Annotated in this window: 18 protein-coding genes; 12 read left to right on the top strand and 6 right to left on the bottom strand. The window is 70.1% G+C overall.

Translation table 11 applies throughout. The annotated features are described in order from the left end of the window. The 12 genes from AC1DVI_RS21955 to AC1DVI_RS21900 form a co-directional block, all read left to right on the top strand. Positions 1–3,076 (top strand): type VI secretion protein IcmF/TssM N-terminal domain-containing protein (locus AC1DVI_RS21955; protein ID WP_476959780.1); only part of this gene is annotated, 3,076 nt, incomplete at its 5' end. 381 nt (positions 3,077–3,457) lie between these two features. Continuing rightward, complete coding sequence (locus tag AC1DVI_RS21950) at positions 3,458–3,958, top strand: YcjF family protein (protein WP_476959779.1); 501 nt, start codon at positions 3,458–3,460, stop codon at positions 3,956–3,958. Between the two features lie 42 nt (positions 3,959–4,000). After that, the gene (locus AC1DVI_RS21945) at positions 4,001–4,171 is read left to right on the top strand and encodes a hypothetical protein (protein WP_172428501.1); all 171 of its coding nucleotides are present in this window, start codon (positions 4,001–4,003) and stop codon (positions 4,169–4,171) included. After that, positions 4,168–4,929: a substrate-binding periplasmic protein gene (locus AC1DVI_RS21940; RefSeq protein ID WP_476959778.1), complete on the top strand. Its 762-nt coding sequence runs from the start codon at positions 4,168–4,170 to the stop codon at positions 4,927–4,929. Before AC1DVI_RS21945 ends, AC1DVI_RS21940 begins: the two co-directional genes overlap by 4 nt. Before the next feature lie 9 nt (positions 4,930–4,938). Further along, a complete protein-coding gene (locus tag AC1DVI_RS21935; RefSeq protein WP_476959777.1) occupies positions 4,939–6,648 on the top strand; it encodes an ATP-binding cassette domain-containing protein in 1,710 nt (569 codons plus the stop codon). A 1-nt stretch (position 6,649) separates the two neighbouring features. Next, entirely contained in the window at positions 6,650–7,963 is a 1,314-nt protein-coding gene (locus AC1DVI_RS21930; protein ID WP_476959776.1) for a prohibitin family protein, read from the top strand. Positions 7,964–7,970: 7 nt separating this feature from the next. Then, entirely contained in the window at positions 7,971–9,635 is a 1,665-nt protein-coding gene (locus AC1DVI_RS21925; protein WP_476959775.1) for an ATP-binding cassette domain-containing protein, read from the top strand. Between the two features lie 68 nt (positions 9,636–9,703). Then, positions 9,704–10,885 carry an SDR family oxidoreductase gene (locus AC1DVI_RS21920; protein WP_476959774.1) on the top strand — a complete coding sequence of 394 codons (1,182 nt, stop codon included), beginning with the start codon at positions 9,704–9,706 and terminating at the stop codon, positions 10,883–10,885. A 24-nt stretch (positions 10,886–10,909) separates the two neighbouring features. Further along, positions 10,910–11,347, top strand: a complete 438-nt coding sequence (locus tag AC1DVI_RS21915) for an SET domain-containing protein (RefSeq protein WP_476959773.1) — start codon at positions 10,910–10,912, stop codon at positions 11,345–11,347. Further along, a complete protein-coding gene (locus AC1DVI_RS21910) occupies positions 11,344–12,141 on the top strand; it encodes a hypothetical protein (RefSeq protein WP_476959772.1) in 798 nt (265 codons plus the stop codon). The genes AC1DVI_RS21915 and AC1DVI_RS21910 overlap by 4 nt, the downstream gene beginning before the upstream one ends. Positions 12,142–12,149: 8 nt before the next feature. Next, complete coding sequence (locus AC1DVI_RS21905; protein WP_476959771.1) at positions 12,150–13,322, top strand: porin; 1,173 nt, start codon at positions 12,150–12,152, stop codon at positions 13,320–13,322. 138 nt (positions 13,323–13,460) lie between these two features. Continuing rightward, a complete protein-coding gene (locus AC1DVI_RS21900; RefSeq protein WP_476959770.1) occupies positions 13,461–13,883 on the top strand; it encodes a VOC family protein in 423 nt (140 codons plus the stop codon). A 40-nt stretch (positions 13,884–13,923) separates the two neighbouring features. On the opposite strand, the gene mnhG is transcribed toward AC1DVI_RS21900, so the two are convergent. Genes mnhG through AC1DVI_RS21870 form a run of 6 tightly spaced genes read right to left on the bottom strand, consistent with a single transcriptional unit; the run spans position 13,924 to position 20,047 of the window. Then, on the bottom strand, positions 13,924–14,325 hold the full coding sequence (gene mnhG, locus AC1DVI_RS21895; RefSeq protein WP_476959769.1) for a monovalent cation/H(+) antiporter subunit G: 402 nt from the start codon (positions 14,323–14,325) through the stop codon (positions 13,924–13,926). Beyond that, a complete protein-coding gene (locus AC1DVI_RS21890) occupies positions 14,322–14,603 on the bottom strand; it encodes a K+/H+ antiporter subunit F (protein WP_174441421.1) in 282 nt (93 codons plus the stop codon). The genes mnhG and AC1DVI_RS21890 overlap by 4 nt, the downstream gene beginning before the upstream one ends. Next, on the bottom strand, positions 14,600–15,088 hold the full coding sequence (locus AC1DVI_RS21885) for a Na+/H+ antiporter subunit E (protein ID WP_476959768.1): 489 nt from the start codon (positions 15,086–15,088) through the stop codon (positions 14,600–14,602). The genes AC1DVI_RS21890 and AC1DVI_RS21885 overlap by 4 nt, the downstream gene beginning before the upstream one ends. After that, positions 15,085–16,716, bottom strand: a complete 1,632-nt coding sequence (locus tag AC1DVI_RS21880) for a monovalent cation/H+ antiporter subunit D (RefSeq protein WP_476959767.1) — start codon at positions 16,714–16,716, stop codon at positions 15,085–15,087. Before AC1DVI_RS21880 ends, AC1DVI_RS21885 begins: the two co-directional genes overlap by 4 nt. Beyond that, entirely contained in the window at positions 16,713–17,057 is a 345-nt protein-coding gene (locus AC1DVI_RS21875) for a Na+/H+ antiporter subunit C (RefSeq protein ID WP_014197933.1), read from the bottom strand. The genes AC1DVI_RS21880 and AC1DVI_RS21875 overlap by 4 nt, the downstream gene beginning before the upstream one ends. Then, complete coding sequence (locus AC1DVI_RS21870) at positions 17,057–20,047, bottom strand: monovalent cation/H+ antiporter subunit A (RefSeq protein ID WP_476959766.1); 2,991 nt, start codon at positions 20,045–20,047, stop codon at positions 17,057–17,059. The genes AC1DVI_RS21875 and AC1DVI_RS21870 overlap by 1 nt, the downstream gene beginning before the upstream one ends. Positions 20,048–20,131: the final 84 nt, after the last annotated feature.

The following is a 20,131-nucleotide window of genomic DNA, read 5'->3' as shown; positions in this document are numbered from 1 at the left end:
GAAGGCGCCCGCGCGCCGGGCCGCCCCGCCGGCGCCGCTGCGCGTCCGCGCCGAGGCCCCTCCCCCCACGAAGGCCGCCGCCAACACGCCAGCGAACGCCCGCGTCTATGGCGAGGGGCTGGACATCCTGACGCGGCAGATGCGCGGCCCCCTGCGCCGCGGCGACATTCCGTGGTTCCTCGCCTTCGGAGTCGGCGGCCCGGCCCTGCTCGCCACCGACCCGACCCATGTCCGCTGGCCCGAGGACGGCAACGGCGAGAACGGCTGCTGGTGGTTCTGCGAAGGTGCTGCGATCCTGCACGCCGGCGCCGATTCCGCCGACGGCACCCGGCTGGGCGCGTCCTGGCCGGCGCTGGTCGCGGCGATGCGCAAGCGGCCGATGCGCCGCCCGCTGGACGGCATCCTGCTCATGGTCGGCGCCGACGAGCTGCGCGCCGCCGCCGAACGCCCCGGTCCGCGCGACGCGCTGGCCAAGCGGGGCGCCGCCCTGCGAGAACGCCTGCGGACTCTGCGCGACGATATCGGCGTAGTCGGCCCTGTGCATGTGGTCGTGGTCCGCGCCGAGGCCCTGAACGGCTTCACCGACCTCTGCGCCGCCATGCCGTCCGCCCTGCTGGACGGCGTGCTGGGATGGACCAATCCCCAGGACTGGGCCAAGCCCTTCGAGCCGCGCCGCATCGACGAGGCGTTCGAGGCCATCGCCGCCGACATTGCCGTTCTGGAGGCCGACGCCTTCGCCGCCGGCACCGCCGGGGTGCGCCTGCCGCTGCTGCCGGCAGCCCTGGACACGCTGCGCCATCCGCTGGGGCTGTTCCTTGACGGCGCCCTAGGAGGAGATGGGGGCGGCGACGACCAGACCGAGCCCTTCCCGCTGCGCGGCATCGCCCTGACCGGCGCCTACGCCCCGGCCACCGGCGGGCGCCGCCCGGTCTTCGCCCGCAACCTGCTGCCGGGCCGGGCCTTCGCCGAGGCCGGCTACGGACGGCCATCCGACGCCGCCTACCAGCAGGCCCACAAGCGCCGCCGGATGGCCCAGGCCGCGCTCGCCGCTTCGGTCGCCGGCCTGTCGGTCGCCGCGTGGCAGGGCGTGTCCAGCGTGTCCGCCGGCAGCCCGCCGGTCGCCGCCGCCACCGCCGACCTGCGCCGGGCGCTGCTGGCCCGCGACGCCGTCACCGACGGGGCTCTCGCCGGTCGGGTGATCGCCGCCACGGCGGTGATGGAGCGTAGTTCCCTCGCCACGCCGCTGCTGCCGACTTCGCTGGTCAGCACCTTCGACGAGGACAAGAAGCGGCTCGCCTCGGTCACGCTGCGCCGCTCGGTGCTGCGGCCGATCCGCGACGCCCTGCTGCCCAGCGCCACCATGGCCGACCTGCCGCCGGTCGCCAACCCGCAGCGGGTGGAGGACCTGCCCGCCTTCCGCCGGCTCGCCGAGCAGCTCGACCGCATCGGCGGGCGGCGCGACGCGCTGGAGCGCTACGACCGCTTCCGCCGCAACAGCGGCTTCGACGAGCTGAACGCGCTGGCCGAAAGCGTCTACGGCGCCGTCCCCCGCTCGCCGATGACGGCGACGGACGGCTACATCACGCGCATCGCCGCCGGCGCAGACCTGCCCAACCTGGACGCCCGGACCATCGCCGCGGCGGTGCGCGCGGAGTCGGTCCAGCTCGCCGCCCCGCTGGCCGAGGAGCTGTACGGCCGCAACCCGCTCCGCCAGCGCGCCGAGGCCCTGGCCGAGCGGCTGCGCGGCCTGCCGGAGACGCCGACCGCCGAGGATGTGGACGACGCCCGCCGCCTGACCGGCGCCGTCGCCGAGGCCGTCGCCTGGCCCATCGCCGGCGCCCTGCAGGAGCCCGCCCGCGGCTTGCCCGACGCGATCCGCGTGATGCTCCAGAAGGCCGCCATCGCCGATCTGCCGGGCCGCGACACCACCGACCGCATCACCGAGGCCCTGTCCACCGCCGCGACCGGCGCCCGCGCCGCCGTCCTGGCGCTGGACGCGCCGCAGACCGGAGCCCTGTTCGCGGTGGGTGACGGCGGGGCGTTGGTTCTCAACCCGGCGGTGACCGCGCTGCCGGACGCCCTGGCCGCCGCCCTGCCCGCCCCGGTTCCCGACACTCCGCCCGCCGAAGCCGCCAAGCCGGCCGAGCCGAAGCCGGAGCCGCCGAAGCCCGCTGAGCCAAAGCCGGAACCGCCAAAACCAGAGCCGGCCAAGCCGGTCGCGGCAGCCCCCCCGCCTCCCCCGCGCCCGGCGCCGCTGCCCGAGCCCGCGGCTCCGCCGCCCGCCGTCGTGGAGGAGCCTGCTGCCGTCGTCGCGCATCTGCCGATCCCGCCCAGAATGCCGGTGGAAGCCCCGATTCCGGACAGCGACGTCGCCCTGTCGAAGCTGTCCAGCGCCTTCGCGCAAACCCTCGCCGGGCGCTTCCCCTTCGTCGGCTCCGAACAGGCGCGCGGCGCGCCGGACGCCGACCCGCAGGACGTCCGCCGCTTCTACCGGCAGTTGGACGAGCACCGGGCCGCGGTGATGCGGACCGCGACCCCCGAGGTCGCCGCCTTCATGGAGCGGATGGAAGCCGCCCGCCCGCTGCTGGAGGCCATCGCGCGCCCGGCCCCCGTCAGCGTCCGCCTCACCTACGGCGCAAACCGCGCGCAGGAGGTCGGGGCGGAGCACATCATCGACTGGTCGGTGCGTTCCGGCGCCAGCGCGGTGGGGGCTTCGGCCAACGGCGGGACGCTCGCCTGGACGCCGGGCCAGCCGGTCCTGCTGAGCGCCCGCTGGGCCGCCGGGTCGCCCTTCCGTCCGAAGGGTGCGCCGGCGGGCGGAACCGCCGCGGCGACCGGCGACACCATCACCCTGGCCGAGCGCGGACCGTGGGCGCTGCTGCGCCTGCTGAAAGGCCACGCTCCGTCGTCGTCGCGGGACGGCCTGCTGCTGCGCGTCGCCCTGCCCACGCAGACCATCGACGGACAGCCGGTGCGCGACACCGTCCTGGTCCTGGGGGCGGCGGTCATCGCCGGCACGCGCAACGAGCTTCCGGCGCGCGCTCTCGATCTGCCGATTCGCTTCCCGCAAAGGTAGAGATTTATGATGCACAAAGAAAAGCTCATGATGAACTTTGTTACAATTAGCAGAAAGATGACGCACGTTCCGACAAAAACCCTGACAACGGTCATAGGCATTTAATGCGTTGTTAAGCACTAAAAATGTATCAAGTCATTGGGACAGATTGGATCGTTGGGCAGTCATTCTTTGCCCAACGACAGTCCCGAGAACCACTCTCTAATTTACCAGCGGTAATAGGGGTATTCTTTTACCAATCGCTTAGGTAGCGGTTGATTGGCGATGCTTTGTTTCTTTCGGAATGCCAAATTTGCGACGCATAACGTCCAATGACGTGTGTCTGAGCTTATCGTTTCCACCTAAAATCAACCCCACCTGACCCTCGAAAGGTTTCGGATCATGGTAGACCGTAAGAAGCGCGCCCAGGAACTGATCAAGTATCACAGCTACGCCTCGGGCGCCTTCGGACTCATCCCCGTTCCCGGCGCGGACGTCGCCGCGGTCAGCGTGGCCCAGCTCAACCTGATCCATAAGCTCGCCAAGCTCTATGAGATTGAGTTCGCGCAGGAGCGCACCCGCGCGATCATCGGCGCGCTGATGGGCGGCGTCATGCCCGGCGCGCTGAGCTCCAGCGTGCTCGGCTCCGCCGTGAAGGCCGTTCCGTTCATCGGCACGGCGCTGGGCGTCGCCGTCATGCCGGCCCTGTCGCTGGCCGCCACCCAGGCGCTCGGCCGCGTGTTCGCGCAGCACTTCGAGACCGGCGGCACGCTGCTGGACTTCGACGTGGAGACGATGCGCGAGCATTTCCGCAAGGAGTTCGAGGCCGCCAAGGGCGACGCTGGCGAGGCTCCCGCCGCGGCGCCGCAGATGGAAGAGCAGCCGGTCCAGAAGGCCGGCTAAGGGCACGACGCCGGGGCGCCGGGCAAAGAAGGAAGCATCGCCGTGTTCGAGCTGATCTACATCGGTCTCTGCCTGCTGGTCGGGTTTCTGGGGATCGGCCGCCGCGGCGGCTTCCTGCTTTACGCCTTCCTGGCGGTGGTTCTGACACCGCCCGGCGCCCTTCTCGTCATGATCCTGCTGACCACCCGCAGCAAGAAACGGGCGAAGGCATGACGGCGGCGACGGCGTCCATCCTCCGCCCGGTCCTGCGGTTCCTGCTGCCGGTCCTGCTGGCGCTGTTCGCCGCGATCCTCCCGGCGCGCGCCGAATACTGGACCATCGCGTCAGAAGACCATTTCCCGCCCTACAACTACTCCTTCAACGGCACCCGCACGGGGATCGACACCGAGATCGTCGTCGCCCTGCTGAAGGAGCTGAGCATCACCCCGGTGCACCGGCCGTTGTCCTGGACCGAGGTCGTCCGGTCGATGGACGAGAACACCGCCGACGTCGGGTTCCAGTTCATCGCCTCGCCCGCCCGTTTCGCGCAGTACAACATGATCGGCCCGTTCCGCACCGGCACGACCGTCTTCATGGTGCGCAAGGACTCCCCCATCGCCTTCGAGCGGCTGGAGGACCTGACCCCCCACCGCATCGGCGTGGTCGACGGCTTCGCCTACGCGCCGGACTTCGACGCCGCGACCTATCTGGAAAAGGTCCCGTCGAGCAGCAACGTGGTCAACTTCCGCCGCCTGATCCTGGGCCGGGTGGACGTGATCGTCGGCGACCTGCATGTGCTGAACCACATGGCCAAGCAGGACGGACGGCTGAAGGACGTGCGCGTCCTGCCCAAGCCGCTGGGCCTGATCCCCCGCTACATCGCCATGCCCAAGGCGCGCAAGGAGAAGGCCGAGCGGTTGCAGGCCGCCTTCGTCAAGCTGCGCGACAACGGCACGATCACCCGCATCCTCGACTCCTGGCTGGCGGAGTGAGGCGGAGCGATGAGCAAAAGCAAGACAACCAAGCGCGTCGCCCCCAGCCGGCCCGTCTCGGCCCTGCTGCCCCTGATCGGGCTGGCCGACCGTGAGATCCTGACCCGGCTGGTGATGACCGGCTGCGTCGCCGCCACCGCCAACCTCATCAGCCTGATGAGCCTCAGCGCCGAGCTGAACGGCTGGATGCGCGGCGAGGTGCTGGACACGCCCTTCCTGATCTTCTGCCTGTCGCTGCTGGTCTCCTACGCCTTCAGCAAGCGCTTCGTCGGGCTGGTGCTGACCACCGGCTTCAGCGCGCTGGCCGGGGTGCGGCGGCGCTTCCTGCAGACCGTCACTCTGGGCAACCACGCCGACATCCTCGACATGCAGTCCCGGCGCTCCTTCGACCTCGGCAACCACCATCTGGAGCGCATCGCGGCGCTGCTGCCCAACCTGTCGATCGCCGCCAACATGATGCTGGTGGCGGTCGTAGCCTACCTCTACCTGTGGACGCTGACCACGGTGGGCGCCACGCTGCTCCTGGTGGCCGGCGCGATGATCGGCGGCTGGTACGTGCGCGAGGCGCAGCGCACCCGCGCCCTGCTGGGCCAAGCCAAGGAGTCCGAGGTGCGGATGCTCCAGGGCTTCTCCGAGATCGTCGGCGGCAACGCCGAGATCAAGCTGGGCAAGGCGCGGCGCGACGAGCTGGCCCAAGCGGTCGAGGCCGACGTCGCCCAATGGGAGGATCTGAAGCGGCGCCACGGGCGCAATCTGGGGGAGCTGTTCTCCTGGATCGCCACCATCGTCATCGGCTTTTCCGCGGTCTTCGTCTTCATCTTCCCGCGCATGGGCGCGCTGTCGGCGGCGGAGCTTCCACTGGTGACCTCGGTCATTCTGTTCCTTGCCCGGCCGCTGTCGAAGTTCCTCAACGCCGTGCCCGACTACATCGCGGCGGAGGATGCGGCGAACCAGCTCACCACCCTCCTCGCCGCCATGCCGGCGGCGGAGTACGCGCCGTCGAAGCTGGCCCGCGCGCCGCGCCGCTTCTCCGCCATCGAGCTGCGCGGCGTGCGCTTCGCCTACCGCGCCGGCCTGCGGCCCGAGCCCTTCGTGATCGGTCCCATCGACATGACCATCCCGGCGGGCAGCGTCGTCGGCATCGTCGGCGCCAACGGGTCGGGCAAATCCACCCTGCTGCGCGTCATCCCGCTGCTGTTCCGCCCGGACGAGGGGCAGGTGCTGCTCGACGGGCAGGCGGTGGAGGGCGACCGGCTGGAATCCTACCGCGACCTGTTCTGCGCGGTGTTCCAGGACCACCACCTGTTCACCCGCCTGCCGCAGGGGCCGACCTTCGACGCGGAGCTGTTCCGCGAGATGCTGGCCTATCTGAAGATCGACCATCTGGTTCCGGAGACCGGCGACGGCCTGCTGAACCGCGATCTGTCCAAGGGCCAGCGCCGCCGCGTCGCCCTGGCCGTCGCCGTCGCGGAGGGGCGTCCAATCATCATCCTCGACGAATGGACGTCCGACCAGGACGCCGAGTTCCGCACCCGCTTCACCAACGAGATCATCGGCAAGCTGCGGGCGCTCGGCCGCACCGTGATCTTCGTGTCGCACGACGGCAACGCCTCGTCGGTCTGCGACGTGACCATTCACATGACAAACGGGCAGATGGACATGCCGGCCGAAAAGTCCGCGTCCCGCCCCGCCACGGCTTTGCTCCAGGAGACCGCGTGACATGGCTGACCAGGCCTTCACCTACGACGACGCCGACGCGACGCCGCAGCCGAAGTCGCGCCTGCGCGCGCTGCTCGGCAACTGGTACGAGGAGCACCGCCGGTCGCTGCTGTGCACGCTGCTGGTCGGCATTCTGATCTTCCTCTACTTCGCGCCGTCGATCGTCGTCTTCATCCCCGCCGGCCACGGCGGCGTGTTGTGGAAGCGCTTCCACCAGGGTACCCAGATGGCTCCGGCCCTGGCCGAGGGCGTGCACGTCATCTTCCCCTGGGACAAGATCGAGGTCTACGACCTGCGCCTGCAGGAGGACACCCGCTCCTACTCGGCGATCGCCAACGACGGCCTGAACGTCAGCATCGAGATCACGGTGCGCTACCGCCCCTACGCGGAGATGCTGGCCGCCCTGCACAAGAACGTCGGGCCGAACTATCTGGAAGTGCTGCTGGTGCCGGAGGTCGGGTCGGTCTCGCGCGAGATCGTGTCGCGCTTCAAGGCCGACGAACTCTACGCCCACCGCCGCCTGCGCGTTCAGACCGAGACCTTTGAGCAGGTCGCCGACCGCGTGATGTACGCCCAGATCATCGGGGCCGAGGACACGCCGAAGCCGGACGGGCGGACCAAGACCGGCTACCTGCTGATCCAGGACATCCTGATCCGCAACGTCTCGCTGCCCGAAGCGATCATGGTGTCGATCGAGCGCAAGATCCAGCAGGACCAGGCCGCCCAGGAATACCAGTTCCGCCTGCAGCGCGAGCTGTTCGAGAGCCAGCGCAAGCAGCTCGAAGGCCAGGGCATCCGCGCCTTCCAGGAGACGGTCCAGGCCAACCTGACCGAAAACTACCTGCGCTGGCGCGGCATCGAGGCGACGCTGGAGCTGGCCCATTCGCCCAACGCCAAGATCGTCGTCATCGGCAACGCCGCCAGCGGCGGGCTGCCGCTGATCCTCGACGCGGCCTCGGGCCAGGGCGCCACCCTCCCGATGCCGGGCGCCCCCGCCCCCGGCGCGCCGCATGCGGGTGCGCCGAGCGTCATGGCCCTGCCGCCGAGCAGCCTCCCCGTGCCGCCCGCCGCGCAGCTTCCCTCGCTGAGCGGCGACGGCACGCCCGGACAGGTGCCGGTCGGCCAGATGCCCAGCCTGAACACCGCCGGGGCCGAACCCGCCGCCCCCCGCTCACCGACCGCGCCGGTTCCCGGCGTCAAGCCCGAGCCGGCGGGGGCTGCCGCAGGACCGGCAAAGGACGGAAAGGCCGCCTCGGCCCCCATCCTGTCGACCATGTCGCCGTCCCGCCTGCTCGACCTCATCCAGTCCAAGTGAGCCGGCGATGGACCTCTGGCGCATCCTGAGACGCGACGCCCTGCGCAACATGCAGCCGCTGATGCTGCTGGCGGTGCTGGCGGCGGCCCTCAACCTCGCCCTGCTGACCTCGCTGAACAGCGCGCTGGTCATCATGGACGATCCGGAGGGGTTGCAGCGTCTGCTGTTCATCTTCCTGCTGTCCGCCTTCTCCTGGCGGTTCGCGCAGGGCTGGATGATGAGCGCGGCGTCCAAGCGGATGCAGGCGGCGCTGGCGATCCTGCGCGTCGACCTGCTGCGCCGCGCGGTGGCCGCCGACCTGCCCGACGCCATGGCGGTCGGCTCCACCCGCCTCGCCCAGGTCGCCGGGCCGGAGTTGCAGCTTCTCGCCCAGGCGGTGCCGACGCTGGTCATCAGCTTCCAGTCGGTCGCGGCCATCGTGCTGTGCCTGCTCTACCTCGCCTCGCTGTCGAACGCCGCGGTGCTGATCGTGCTGGCCTTCCTGACGGTTGGCGGCATCCTGATCACACGCTCGGTCCTGCGGCTGGAGCGGCTGTCGGAGACGATCCACGAGGCCGAGGGCGCGCTGTCCGAACGGTCGGACCACATCCTGCAGACCCTGCGCGAGTGCAAGCTGAACCGCCGCCGCGCCGCCAACGCGCTGTCCGACGCCACCGCCTGCGCCGAGGCGCTGCGGACGGAGCGCCATCGCTTCGGCGCCGAGTACAGCCACTACTTCACGCTCAGCGAGCTGACCTACTACGCGGCGCTGGCCGGGATCATCTTCCTGCTGCCGGCGGTGACCAACACCGACATCACGACCGTCGTGCTGGCCGGTCACGCCGCCGCCTTCATCGCCTACCCGGTCATCACCATCGTCGCCTCCTACCCCTCCTACATCAGCGCCGAGACCGCCGCCCGCTCCTATCTGGCGGTGGAGGCGGAGCTGAAGGCGCCGCCCCGTCCCGCGCAGCGCCGGGTCAAGGACGCGCCGCCGACCGGCTTCGTCGACTTCGCCACCATCGCGCTCGACGGCGCGTCGTACCGCCACCCCGGGCGCGACGGCACCGGCTCCTTCACCGTCGGTCCCATCGACCTGACGGTGGAGCGCGGCGACGTCGTCTTCGTCACCGGCCACAACGGCGCCGGCAAGAGCACGCTGATCCACCTGCTGCTCGGCCTCTACCCGGCGCAGCGCGGCAGCCTGACGGTGGACGGCGCGGTGGTGACGGCGGACACGCTGGGCTCCTACCGCGACCTGTTCTCGGTCGTCTTCTCCGACAACCACGTCACCCGCCAGCTCTACGGCGCGGTGTCGCTGGAGGACGGCTTCGCCGACGAGCTGCTCGACCTGCTGGAGATGTCCGACAAGGTGGCGGTCGAGGACCGCGCCTTCACGACGGTGGACCTGTCGCAGGGGCAGAAGAAGCGCCTCGCGCTGGCCGCCGCTCTGCTGGAGCGCAAGCCCGTGCTGGTGCTCGACGAATGGGCCGCCGACCAGTCCCCCTATTTCCGGCGGAAATTCTACCGCGAGATCATTCCCTGGATGAAGGCGCGCGGCATCACCGTGATCGCCGTGACCCACGACGACGCGTATTTCGACGCCGCCGACGTGCAGATCCAGGTGGAGCAGGGCGGTATCCGCCGGCTCGACACCCCCGCCCTTCCGGCCCCCGACCTGCTGCCCGCCTGATCCAGACCAGCGGATCGGGGCCACCAACCGAACCCTCCCCTCCCCCAGACGCGAGACCGAGGCACACCATGATCCTTCTCACCGGCGGCACCGGCTTTCTCGGTGGTTCCTTCTACCTCGACGCCATCAAGAACGGGACCGCGGCGGATTGCCTGCTGCTGATCCGCGGCGCCGACGAGGCCGCCTGCCGCGCCCGTCTCGCCACCAACCTGATGCGTTGCGTCGACCGCGCCACGGCCCAGGCCTACGCCGATCTCTGCCAGATCCTTCCGGGCGACCTGCAGTCGCTGGCGACCAGCGCCGACCCGCGGCTGGACGCGGTGACCCACATCGTCCACGTCGCCGCCGACACCTCCTTCGACAGCCGCCACTCGGTCTGGCAGATCAACGTCGACGGCACGCTGGCGCTGGCCGCCCGCGCCCGCCGCATGAAGCATCTCCAGCGCTTCCTGCACATCGGCACCGCCTTCTGCTGCGGCGAGACGCCGTGGCTGGAGATGGTCGAGGAGGCCCCGGCGCCCGGCCACGACACGCCGCACATCGTCGAATACACTCGCAGCAAGGCCGCGGCGGAACGCGCGCTCGCCGCCGGCTTCCCCGACCTGCCGATCGTCGTCTGCCGCCCGTCCATCGTCGTCGGCCACACCGCGATGGGCGTGCGCCCGAGCGCCAGCATCTTCTGGTTCTTCCGGCTGGTCGACCGCACCGGCGTCCTGCCCTGCTCGCCGGACGGCTTCATCGACATCGTTCCGGTGGACTGGGCCTCCGCCCGGCTGCACGACCTGCTGCGCAAGCCCGAGCTGAAGCACAACCTCTACCACCTCTCCGCCGGCCTCGGCAGCCGGACGACCTGGAGCGACTTCCAGGCCGCCTTCGCCTCGCACGGCCATGAGGGCACCCGCCCCTACAGCTTCTTCGACCCGAAGGGTCCGGAAGGCTGGAAGCCCTTCGACCGCGCCTTCCGCCTGGCCTTCCCGCAGCGCGACATCCTGCACCGCACGATGATGGCGGGCGGGCGCAAGTACCACCGTTTCACCGCGCAGGACATCGCCTTCGACAACAGCCGCCTGCTCGCCGAGGGCTTCACCCCGCCGCCGCGCTTCGCCGACTACATCGGCGTCTGCCTGACGAACCCCGGCACGACCATCGCCGAGCAGTTCGTGGACGACGCCGCCAGCTTCGAGTTCGACGAATTGCTGTCGTCCAACGCCGAGGCTCCGGCCGGGTCGCCGGCCACCGCCGCCGCCTGAGCCCCATCGCCGGAGAAGGACGCCATGCCGCTCCTCATCGCCACCCGCCTCGCCTCCAGCCCGATCCACGGGTTGGGGCTCTTCGCCGAGGAGGCGGTCGCCGCCGGCACGCCGGTGTGGGCGTTCGACGCCCGCATCGACCGCCTGCTGGAGCCCGACGACGCCGTGCTGGCCGAGTTTCCGCAGGTCGCCCGGCTGATCGACTTTCACGGCTGCGTGATCGAGGGGGTCGGCGTCCTTCTGCCGGGGGACGACGCCCGGTTCCTCAACCACGCCGATGGTCCGTCCATCGGGCGGGCCGATCCCGGCGACTGGCGGCGCTTCGTCGCCCGCCGCGACATCGCCGCCGGGGAGGAGATCACCTGCAACTATGAGGACATCTGCGCCGACGTGCGCGAGGCCGGGGCGGCGCTCTATCTGACCGGTGCCGGGGCCGGGGCCGAGGCCGGAGCAGGGGAATGACCACGCCCGCGGCGCGTCCTCCCCTGCGGACCAGCTTCGTCGCGCCGGCGGCCCTGACGCCGGAGCGCCGGGCGGCGATGTTCGCCCTGCTCAGCGTCTGGTTCGAAGGCTATGGCGAGGACTATTTCAACGAGGAGCTGGAAGACCTCGACCACTGCGTGGTGCAGGAGGACGCCGGGACCGGAGAACTGGTCGGCTTCGCCACCGTCTACCGGCAGGCGACGGAGATCGGCGGCACCGCCGTCGGCGCCTTCCACACCGCCCATTGCATCCTGGAGCGCCGCTTCTGGGGGTCGAACGAGCTGGTGCGCTCGATGGTCGCCGAGATGGTCGCCCGTGCCCGCGCCGACCGTTCGGGGCGGCTGTGGTACTGGAGCTACAGCGCGGTCGGCTACCGCTCCTACCGCTACATGCCGATGCTGTTCGTCCGCCACACGCCGCATCCGGACCAGCCCCTCGACGCCCTCGACCGGGCGTTCCGCGACCACATCGGGCGGGAGTGCTTCGCCCAGTACTACGACGCCGACACCGGCACCGTGGACTGGCAGTGGCAGGGCTACGGCCTGACCGAGGAAGCCCGCGCCATCAGCGAGGCCAAGCTGGACAGCCCGGCCGTCGCCCAGTTCCGCCGCATCAACCCGCGCTGGGCCGACAGCGTGGAAGTCCTCTGCCTCGCCCGGCTGCAGGACGACAACCTCACCGCCTTCGGCCGCCGCTGGTTCTGTACCAACCCTGTCCCCGGAGGGGAGAGGGGATACCAAAACATCGCCCCGCAAGCCTCGACCCTGGAATGACGACGCCCATGAACACCTTCTCCCTTCGCGCCGCCGCTCTCGCCGGCACCGCCTTCGCCGCCCTGACGTCGGCTCCGGCCCTGGCCGAGCCGAGCTTCGACCTGATCCTCGGCGGCGACGCCTATTTCCAGGGCGCCTACATCCGCCAGCAACAGGACGACGGCCTGCGCTCGCGCGAGTTCGCCAACCGCTACCGCCTGGTCGTCACCCCGACGGCCACCGCCGACAACGGCCTGACCTACGGCGCGCGGCTGCGCATCGTGGCGGGCAACGGCGACCCGACCGTCTCGACCCGCAACATCGAGAACGACCGCGCCTTCCTCTTCGCCAACGGCGCCTTCGGCACGATCCAGGCCGGCGTCATCAACGGCCTGTCGGATGAATACGGGATGATCGGCCCGAACGTCGAGGGCGTGGCCGGCAGCCCGGACAGCAACGGCATCCTGTTCCTGAACGGCTCCACCACCTTCGCCGCGCTGCCGCTGGCCGCCACCAGTATGCGCACGCTGATCGCCTACGACACCGGGACCAAGTTCGTCTACATCACGCCGAGCTTCGGCGGCCTGTCGGCGGCGGTGTCCTACATGCCGCGCAGCGGCGACTCCAACACATCGGTCAACCGCCGCACGACCGACGCGCTGGGCGACCTGCTGTCCTTCCGCGACGTGGTCGAGGCCGGCGCCGCCTTCCAGACGGCGGTGGGAGATTTCAGCGTCGAGGGCAGCGCCTTCTACGCGACCGGCCAAGCGGTGCGCCAGACCGACGGCGTCGTCAGCCAGTCCTTCGAGGATCTGAACTCCGTCCATGTCGGCGCCAACGTCGGCTACGGCCCCGTGAAGGTCGGCGCCAGCTACGCCTACAGCGGCGACAGCGGCTACGCCGAGGGCCTTGCCCAGACGCGGGCGCAGCAGAACTGGATCTTCGGCGCGCAGTACAGCGCCGGGCCGCTGCTGTTCGCCGCCAACTACCTGCGGGCGCTGGGCAACGACAGCGCGACCATGTCCACGCCGAGCAAGGCGGACATCTGGCAGGGCGGCGTCACCTGGACCGTCGCCCCCGGCTTCACCGCCGGGCTGGAGTACGACTACGTGCGGTCCACCCTGCAGGCGGGCCGCCCCGACGGCGGCGACCTGAAGGACCGCGCGCACATCGTGATGCTCGACACCCGTCTGGCCTTCTGACAACGGGAACCGCTGCGGCCCCTGTTCCTGACGGGGTCGCAGCGTTTTCGCGCAATCGACCCGCGCTTAAATCGTTTGTTGGCACCACGGAGCGCGGTCTACCCTGGCCACCCGAACCAACGTCAAAAGGGTGCGCCGGTGTTCGCGTTCCATCTCGCCTTTCCCATCCGGGACATCGAGGAAACCCGCCGTTTCTACGTCGATGTCCTGGGCTGCCGCGAAGGGCGCTCCACCGAGCGGTGGATCGATTTCGACTTCTTCGGCAACCAGATCTCCGCCCACCGCTCGTCCGAGCCGCGCTCGACCGAGACCAGCATGGTCGACGGCAAGGCGGTGCCCCTGCATCATTTCGGGGCGGTGCTGCCGCGCCCGGTGTGGGATGCGCTGAGGGAACGGCTGGAGGCCGCCGGGGCGACCTTCCTTCTGGAGCCGCAGATCCGCTACCCCGGCAAGCCGTCGGAGCAAGGGACCTTCTTCGTCCTCGATCCCTCCGGAAACGGGCTGGAGTTCAAGAGCTTCACCAACGACTCCGGCATGTTCGCCCAGGTCGAGGCGACCTGATCGCCAAAGGTCGAGGCGACCTGACGTACTGAAGGAAAGTCTACACCGGCGGAGCGGCGTCCGGGGCCGGCGGAGCGACGGTCTGGACCGGCGGGGCCGGCGGGGCCGCTGGCACGTCGCCGCTGCCCTCGCTGCGGTCGCGGTAGAGGGCGGCGCGGGCGAGCAGCATCAGCGTGATCGGTGTGGTCACGAGCATGGAGACCGCGATCAGAATCTCGTGCAGCACCAGTCGCGACTGCAGCACGGTGAAGCACAGCATCGAGGCCAGCAGCACGAAGCCGATGCCCATGCTGGTGCCCAGCGTCGGGGCGTGGACGCGCTCGTAGAAGCTGCGCAGCCGCACGAACCCGATGGACCCGATCAGCGCCAGCGCGGAGCCGAGCAGCAGGAACAGCGCCACCGGGATCGCCGCCCAGACCGGCAGGTCGGCCAGATGCGTCATTCGATCACCTCTCCGCGCATGAGGAACTTCGCCAGCGCCGCCGTCGCGACGAAGCCGAGCAGCGCGATGATCAGCGCCGCCTCGAAATAGAGCGTGCTGCCGGTGCGGATGCCGAAGGTCAGCAGCAGCATCGTGGCGTTGACGTAGAGCGTGTCGAGCCCCAGCACCCGGTCCTGCGCCCGCGGCCCGCGCAGCACGCGGAAGGTCGCGCAGGCCATCGCGGCGACCAGCATGATCTGCGCCAGAAAGATTGACCAGAGCAGCAGCGTGGCGGTCATTCGAAGATCTCCATCAGGCGCTTCTCGTACCGTCCCTTGATGGTGTCGATCCAGGTGCTCTCGTCGACCAGATCGAGGATGTGGAGCAGGATCGTGTTGTTCGCGGAGTTGTACTCCACCCAGATCGTCCCCGGCGTTCCGGTGATGATGCAGGCCAGCGTCGCCAGACCGTAGGGCGCGCGCATGTCCAACGGGATGTGGAGGAAGCCGGACACCCGCTCCGTCTTCCGCGGGTTGAGGATGATCTTGACGACCGCGAGGTTGGAGCGGGCGATGTCGGCGATCACCAGCGCGGCCAGCGTGAAGGCGGCGCGCGGCCGCTTCAGCCGCCCGCCCGGCGGGTCGAGCGCCCGGAAGCCCCAGAGCGCGACGGTCGCCAGGATGCCGCCCATCAGGATGGAGCCCAGCGCCACGCTCTCGGTCAGCAGCAGCCACATCGCCACAAGCGCGGCGGTCAGCAGCGGGTACGGCCACCAGCGCTTCATGGCGCGACCCCCTTGCCGGTTCCCGGCGCGGCGGTGGTCATCACCCCCTGGACGTAGCGTTCCGGCCCGTGAAGGGAGCGGGCGGTGTCCTCCATGTAGCGCATCACCGGCCCGGCCTGGACGGTCAGCGCCACGCAGAGCGCCAGGAGCATCATCACCGGACCGAGTTCGACGAGGCGCACGCGCGGCAGGTCGCCGGCGGGCGACGCCCAGAAGACGTCGATGCCGGTGCGGCTCATCGCGACCACCGTCGCCAGGCCGGACAGGATCAGCGCGGCCATCAGCGCCCAAGTGGTGAAGGGAAGCCCCTCCGCCCCCTGCGCCAGCATCGGCGCCAGGATGGCGAATTTGGCGAGGAAGCCGGACAGCGGCGGCAAGCCGGCGAGCAGCAGCGCGCAGGCCATGAAGGCGATGCCGAGGATCGCCATGATCGCCGGGATCGACACGCCGATGGCGTCGTCGTCGTCCGACTCCTCGTCCTCGCCCTCGCCGAAGGCCTCGCGCGTCACGGCCAGCACGTCGGCGCCGACCATGCGCCCGCGCTCGACCAGCTCGATCAGCAGGAACAGCCCGGCGATCGCCAGGACGGAGCTGGTCATGTAGAACAGCGCGCCGCCGGTCACCGCCGCCTGCCCGGCGCCGATGGCGGCCAGCAGCGTGCCGGAGGACACCAGCACGCTGGCCCCGGCCAGCCGCGCCAGATTCTGCGTCGCCAGCACCGCGATGGAACCGAAGGCGATGGTCAGCACCCCGCCAATCAGCAGCCAGTGCCCGCCGAACCCGGCCGAGGTGCCGGCGCTGTCGCCGAAGACCAGCAGCCAAATCCGGATGATGGCGTAGATGCCGACCTTGCTGAGGATCGAGATGATCGCGGCGGACGGCGCACCGACCGTGGTGTAGGTGTTGGGCAGCCAGAAGCCCAGCGGCCACATGCCCGCCTTGATCAGGAAGGCGACGCCGAGGATCGCCGCCCCGGCCTCCAGCAGCCCGCGGTCTTCCGGCGCGATCCCGGCGATGCGCACGGCCAGCTCGGCCATGTTCAGCGTGCCGGACACGCCGTAGATCATGCTCACCCCGATCAGGAAGAGCAGGGACGCCGCCAGGTTGATGGCGATGTAATGCAGCCCGGCGCGGACGCGGGCGAGGCCGGAGCCGTGCAGCGCCAGCCCGTAGGAGGCGGCCAGCATGATCTCGAAGAAGACGAAGAGGTTGAACAGGTCGCCGGTCAGGAAGGCGCCGTTCAGCCCCATCAGCTGGAACTGGAACAGCGAATGGAAATGCGCCCCCGCCTTCTGCCAGCGCGCCAGCGCGAAGACCAGGGCGGACAGCCCGAGGATGCCGGTCAGCACCAGCATCATCGCCGACAGCCGGTCGAGCACCAGGACGATGCCGAACAGCGACGGCCAGTCGCCCAGCCGGTAGACGCGCACGGTGGCGTCCGCCCCGGTGGCGGTGTGGTCCGTCAGATAGAGCAGCAGCACCGCCAGAGCCAGCAGCGCCGACGCCGACGCCACGCCGAGCGTGGCCTTCAGCGCCCGCCGCCGCTCGTCGATCAGCATCAGCAGCGCGCCGACCAGCAGCGGGATGACGATCGGCGCGATCACCAGATGATCCATCCACCCGTTCACCGGGACTTCTCCTTACCGTCCACATGGTCGGTTCCCGTCAGGCCTCGCGCGGCGAGGAGCAGGACGAGGAACAGCGCCGTCGTCGCGAAGCTGATGACGATGGCCGTGAGGACCAGGGCCTGCGGCACCGGGTCGGCGTGGGTGGCGAGGCTGCCGGCCATGCCGCGCTCCAGCACCGGGGCCGCCCCCGTGCGCAGGCCACCGGTCGAGAAGATGAAGAGGTTGACGGCGTAGGAGAGCAGCGACAGGCCGATGATGACCTGGAAGGTGCGGGGACGCAGCAGCAGCCAGACTCCGGAGCCCGTCAGCACCCCGATCCCGAGGGCGAGGATAAGTTCCATCAATCGTCTCCGGTTGCGGCGGTCGGGGCATTGGTCGTGGTGGCGACGGGGGCGCCGCTCAGCGTCGGGCCGGGCACCGCGGGAGCATTCACCACCGGGGCGCGCGGCGCCGCGGCGCGATGGCCGCGGACCGACTGGCGGGCCAGCGCGATCAGCGTCAGCATGACGGCGCCGATGACCAGCGCGAACACACCGATGTCGAACAGGAGCGCGCTCGCCGTCGGGATCTCCCCGATGAGCGGCAGATCGGCGTAGGTGAAGTAAGTGGTCAGGAAGGGCCGGCCGAACAGCAGGGCGGCAAGTCCGGTACCGGCGGCCAGCAGAAGCCCGAGCCCCATCCAGCGCAGCGGCAGCACGCGCAGCCGCGCCTCGATCCACTGAGTCCCACCCAGCATATATTGCAGGATCATCGCGATCGACGCCATCAGACCCGCGGCGAAGCCGCCGCCGGGGAGGTCGTGGCCGCGCAGCAGCAGGAACAGCGCAACCACCGCGACCACCGGAAAGAGCAGCCGCGCGATCACCGACGGGATCAGCAGCCAGTCGGCCACCGTGTCGCCCTCCCGCCGCTCCGGCCGAGCGATGTCGTAGGCGCTCTGGTCGCGCTGCTGCTCCGGCACGTCCACGCTGTCGGGGGCTGGGCGGAAGCGGCGCAGCAGCGCGTAGGCGGTCAGCGCCACCACGCCCAGCACGGCGATCTCGCCCAGCGTGTCGAAGCCGCGGAAGTCGACCAGGATCACGTTGACGACGTTGGTGCCGCCGCCCTCGGTGTAGGCGCGCTCCAGGAAATGCTGCGCCAGGATTTCCGGCGGGAAGCGGGTCATCACGCCGAAGGCCAGCCCGGCCATGCCGAGCCCGGCGGTGATGGCGATGGCGAGGTCGCGCAGGCGGCGGCCCGTCCGCATCACTTCCGACGTGCCGGTGCCGGGAAGCCGCTTGGGCAGCCAGCGCAGGCCGAGCAGCAGCAGGATCGTGGTGACGATCTCGACCAGCAGCTGGGTCAGCGCGAGGTCGGGGGCGGAGAACCAGACGAAGGTGACGCAGGTGACCAGCCCGGTGCCGCCGAGCAGGATCAACGCGGCGAGGCGGTGGAACTTGGCCTGCCACGCGGCCCCCAGGGCGCAGGCCGCGCCGATCACCCAGATCAGGGCGAGCACGGGGTCGATGCCCTGCGGCACCAGATTGCCGGGGCCGAGCCCGCGCCGGTAGACCGCCCAGCCCGCGGCCAGGATGGCGACGCAGACGACCAGCCGCAGCTGGGGCTGCAGGCGCCGGGTGCCCAGCAGCCCTTCCAGCGACCGGGCGAGGCGCCAGGACAGGAAGACCATGCTGCGCTCGAACATGCGGCGGCCTTCCAGACGGCTGATGAAGGGCGGGCCGTCGATGTTCCGCCGGAACAGCGGCTGCAGCAGGAAGTAGAGCGTCACGCCGGCCGCCAGGGCGAGCAGGCTCATCACCAGCGGCGTGTTGAAGCCGTGCCAGACCGCCAGGCTGTATTCGGGCGTCGCGGCGCCGAGCGCGGCGTGGGCCGCCATGTTCAGATACGGCCCCACGGTGGCCGCGGGCAGCAGACCGATGATGATGCAGGCCAGCGCCAGGATCTCGACGGGCAGCCGCATCCAGGCCGGCGGCTCGTGCGGCAGGTGCGGCAGGTCGACCGGGTCGGGGCCGAAGAAGGCGCCGTGGATGAAGCGCAACGAGTAGGCCACGGCGAAGGCGCTGGCCACCATGGCCGCGAAGGGCAGGATGTCGAGGAGGAAGGTCACGGACCCCTGGGCCGTCAGCGTCTCGGCGAAGAACATCTCCTTCGAGATGAAGCCGTTCATCAGCGGCACGCCCGCCATGGCCGCCGCCGCCACCATCGCCAGCCGCGTCGTGAAGGGCATGAAGCGGTTCAGGCCGGACAGGCGCCGGAGGTCGCGGGTTCCCGTCTCATGGTCGATGATGCCGGCGGCCATGAACAGCGACGCCTTGAAGGCGGCGTGGTTGAGGATGTGGAAGATCGCCGCGACCATGGCGAGTTCGCTGTTGAGCCCGAGCAGCAGCGTGATCAGCCCGAGATGGCTGATGGTCGAATAGGCCAGAAGTCCTTTCAGGTCGTTCTGGAAGATCGCCACATAGGCGCCGATCAGCAGGGTGGCCAGACCGGCGCTGCCAACGATCCAGAACCACGCCTCCGTTCCCGCCAGCACCGGCCACAGGCGGGCCATCAGGAAGACGCCGGCCTTCACCAGGGTCGCCGAATGCAAATAGGCCGAGACGGGGGTGGGCGCCGCCATGGCGTGCGGCAGCCAGAAATGGAACGGGAACTGCGCGCTCTTGGTCAGGGCGCCCATCAGGATGAGGACCAGCGCCGGCAGGTAGAGCGCGTGCCCGCGAATCTTGTCGCCCGAGGCCAGAACGACGTCGAGGTTGTAGCTGCCGACGATGTGGCCGAGCAGCAGCACCCCCGCGAACAGGCACAGCCCGCCCGTCGCGGTGATGGTCAGCGCCATGCGCGCGCCGTCGCGCGCCGCCGCCGTGTGGTGCCAGTAGCCGATCAGCAGGAAGGAGAAGAGGCTGGTCAGTTCCCAGAAGAAGGCGAGCTGGATCAGGTTGCCGGAGAGCACCACCCCCGTCATCGACCCCATGAAGGCCAGCAGGAACGCGAAGAAGCGCGGGACCGGGTCGTCGGCCGACATGTAATAGCGCGCGTACAGCACGACGAGGGCGCCGACCCCGAAGACCAGCCCGGCAAACAGCCACGCGAAGCCGTCCATCCGCAGCGTGAGGTCGAGGCCGAGCGACGGCATCCAGGCCATCGAATGGCGGATCACCCCGCCCGCCGCCACCGTCGGATAGGCGGCCCACACCAACCCCAGCCCGATGATCGCGATCGCACCGGCCAACCACGCCGCGGTGTTGCGCGCGTGCGTCGGCAGCATCCCAGCGACGATCGCGCCAACAAACGGAAGGCCGGTGGCGGCCAGGAGCAACAGGGCGTCGGACATGGTCTGTGACAAAGGGGGTCTCGGGCAATCGGAGGGGCCAAAATGCTGAGAACTGTCGGCTTTACGAATATAGGAAGGATGGAG

The sequence above is a fragment of the Azospirillum sp. P4_B5 genome (assembly GCF_056402275.1).
Note: the sequence above shows the minus strand (reverse complement) of the source record. Positions and strands in the feature narration are given on the sequence as shown.

Coding starts and splice junctions, on each gene's coding strand:
- AC1DVI_RS21885 (WP_476959768.1), bottom strand. CDS start 15,088: ATGAAGCGCTGGTGGCCGTACCCGCTGCTGACCGCCGCGCTTGTGGCG.
- AC1DVI_RS21870 (WP_476959766.1), bottom strand. CDS start 20,047: ATGTCCGACGCCCTGTTGCTCCTGGCCGCCACCGGCCTTCCGTTTGTT.
- AC1DVI_RS21915 (WP_476959773.1), top strand. CDS start 10,910: ATGCCGCTCCTCATCGCCACCCGCCTCGCCTCCAGCCCGATCCACGGG.
- AC1DVI_RS21925 (WP_476959775.1), top strand. CDS start 7,971: ATGGACCTCTGGCGCATCCTGAGACGCGACGCCCTGCGCAACATGCAG.
- AC1DVI_RS21905 (WP_476959771.1), top strand. CDS start 12,150: ATGAACACCTTCTCCCTTCGCGCCGCCGCTCTCGCCGGCACCGCCTTC.
- AC1DVI_RS21875 (WP_014197933.1), bottom strand. CDS start 17,057: ATGGAACTTATCCTCGCCCTCGGGATCGGGGTGCTGACGGGCTCCGGA.
- AC1DVI_RS21935 (WP_476959777.1), top strand. CDS start 4,939: ATGAGCAAAAGCAAGACAACCAAGCGCGTCGCCCCCAGCCGGCCCGTC.
- AC1DVI_RS21890 (WP_174441421.1), bottom strand. CDS start 14,603: ATGACCGCCACGCTGCTGCTCTGGTCAATCTTTCTGGCGCAGATCATG.
- AC1DVI_RS21920 (WP_476959774.1), top strand. CDS start 9,704: ATGATCCTTCTCACCGGCGGCACCGGCTTTCTCGGTGGTTCCTTCTAC.
- AC1DVI_RS21910 (WP_476959772.1), top strand. CDS start 11,344: ATGACCACGCCCGCGGCGCGTCCTCCCCTGCGGACCAGCTTCGTCGCG.
- mnhG (WP_476959769.1), bottom strand. CDS start 14,325: ATGACGCATCTGGCCGACCTGCCGGTCTGGGCGGCGATCCCGGTGGCG.
- AC1DVI_RS21950 (WP_476959779.1), top strand. CDS start 3,458: ATGGTAGACCGTAAGAAGCGCGCCCAGGAACTGATCAAGTATCACAGC.
- AC1DVI_RS21930 (WP_476959776.1), top strand. CDS start 6,650: ATGGCTGACCAGGCCTTCACCTACGACGACGCCGACGCGACGCCGCAG.
- AC1DVI_RS21940 (WP_476959778.1), top strand. CDS start 4,168: ATGACGGCGGCGACGGCGTCCATCCTCCGCCCGGTCCTGCGGTTCCTG.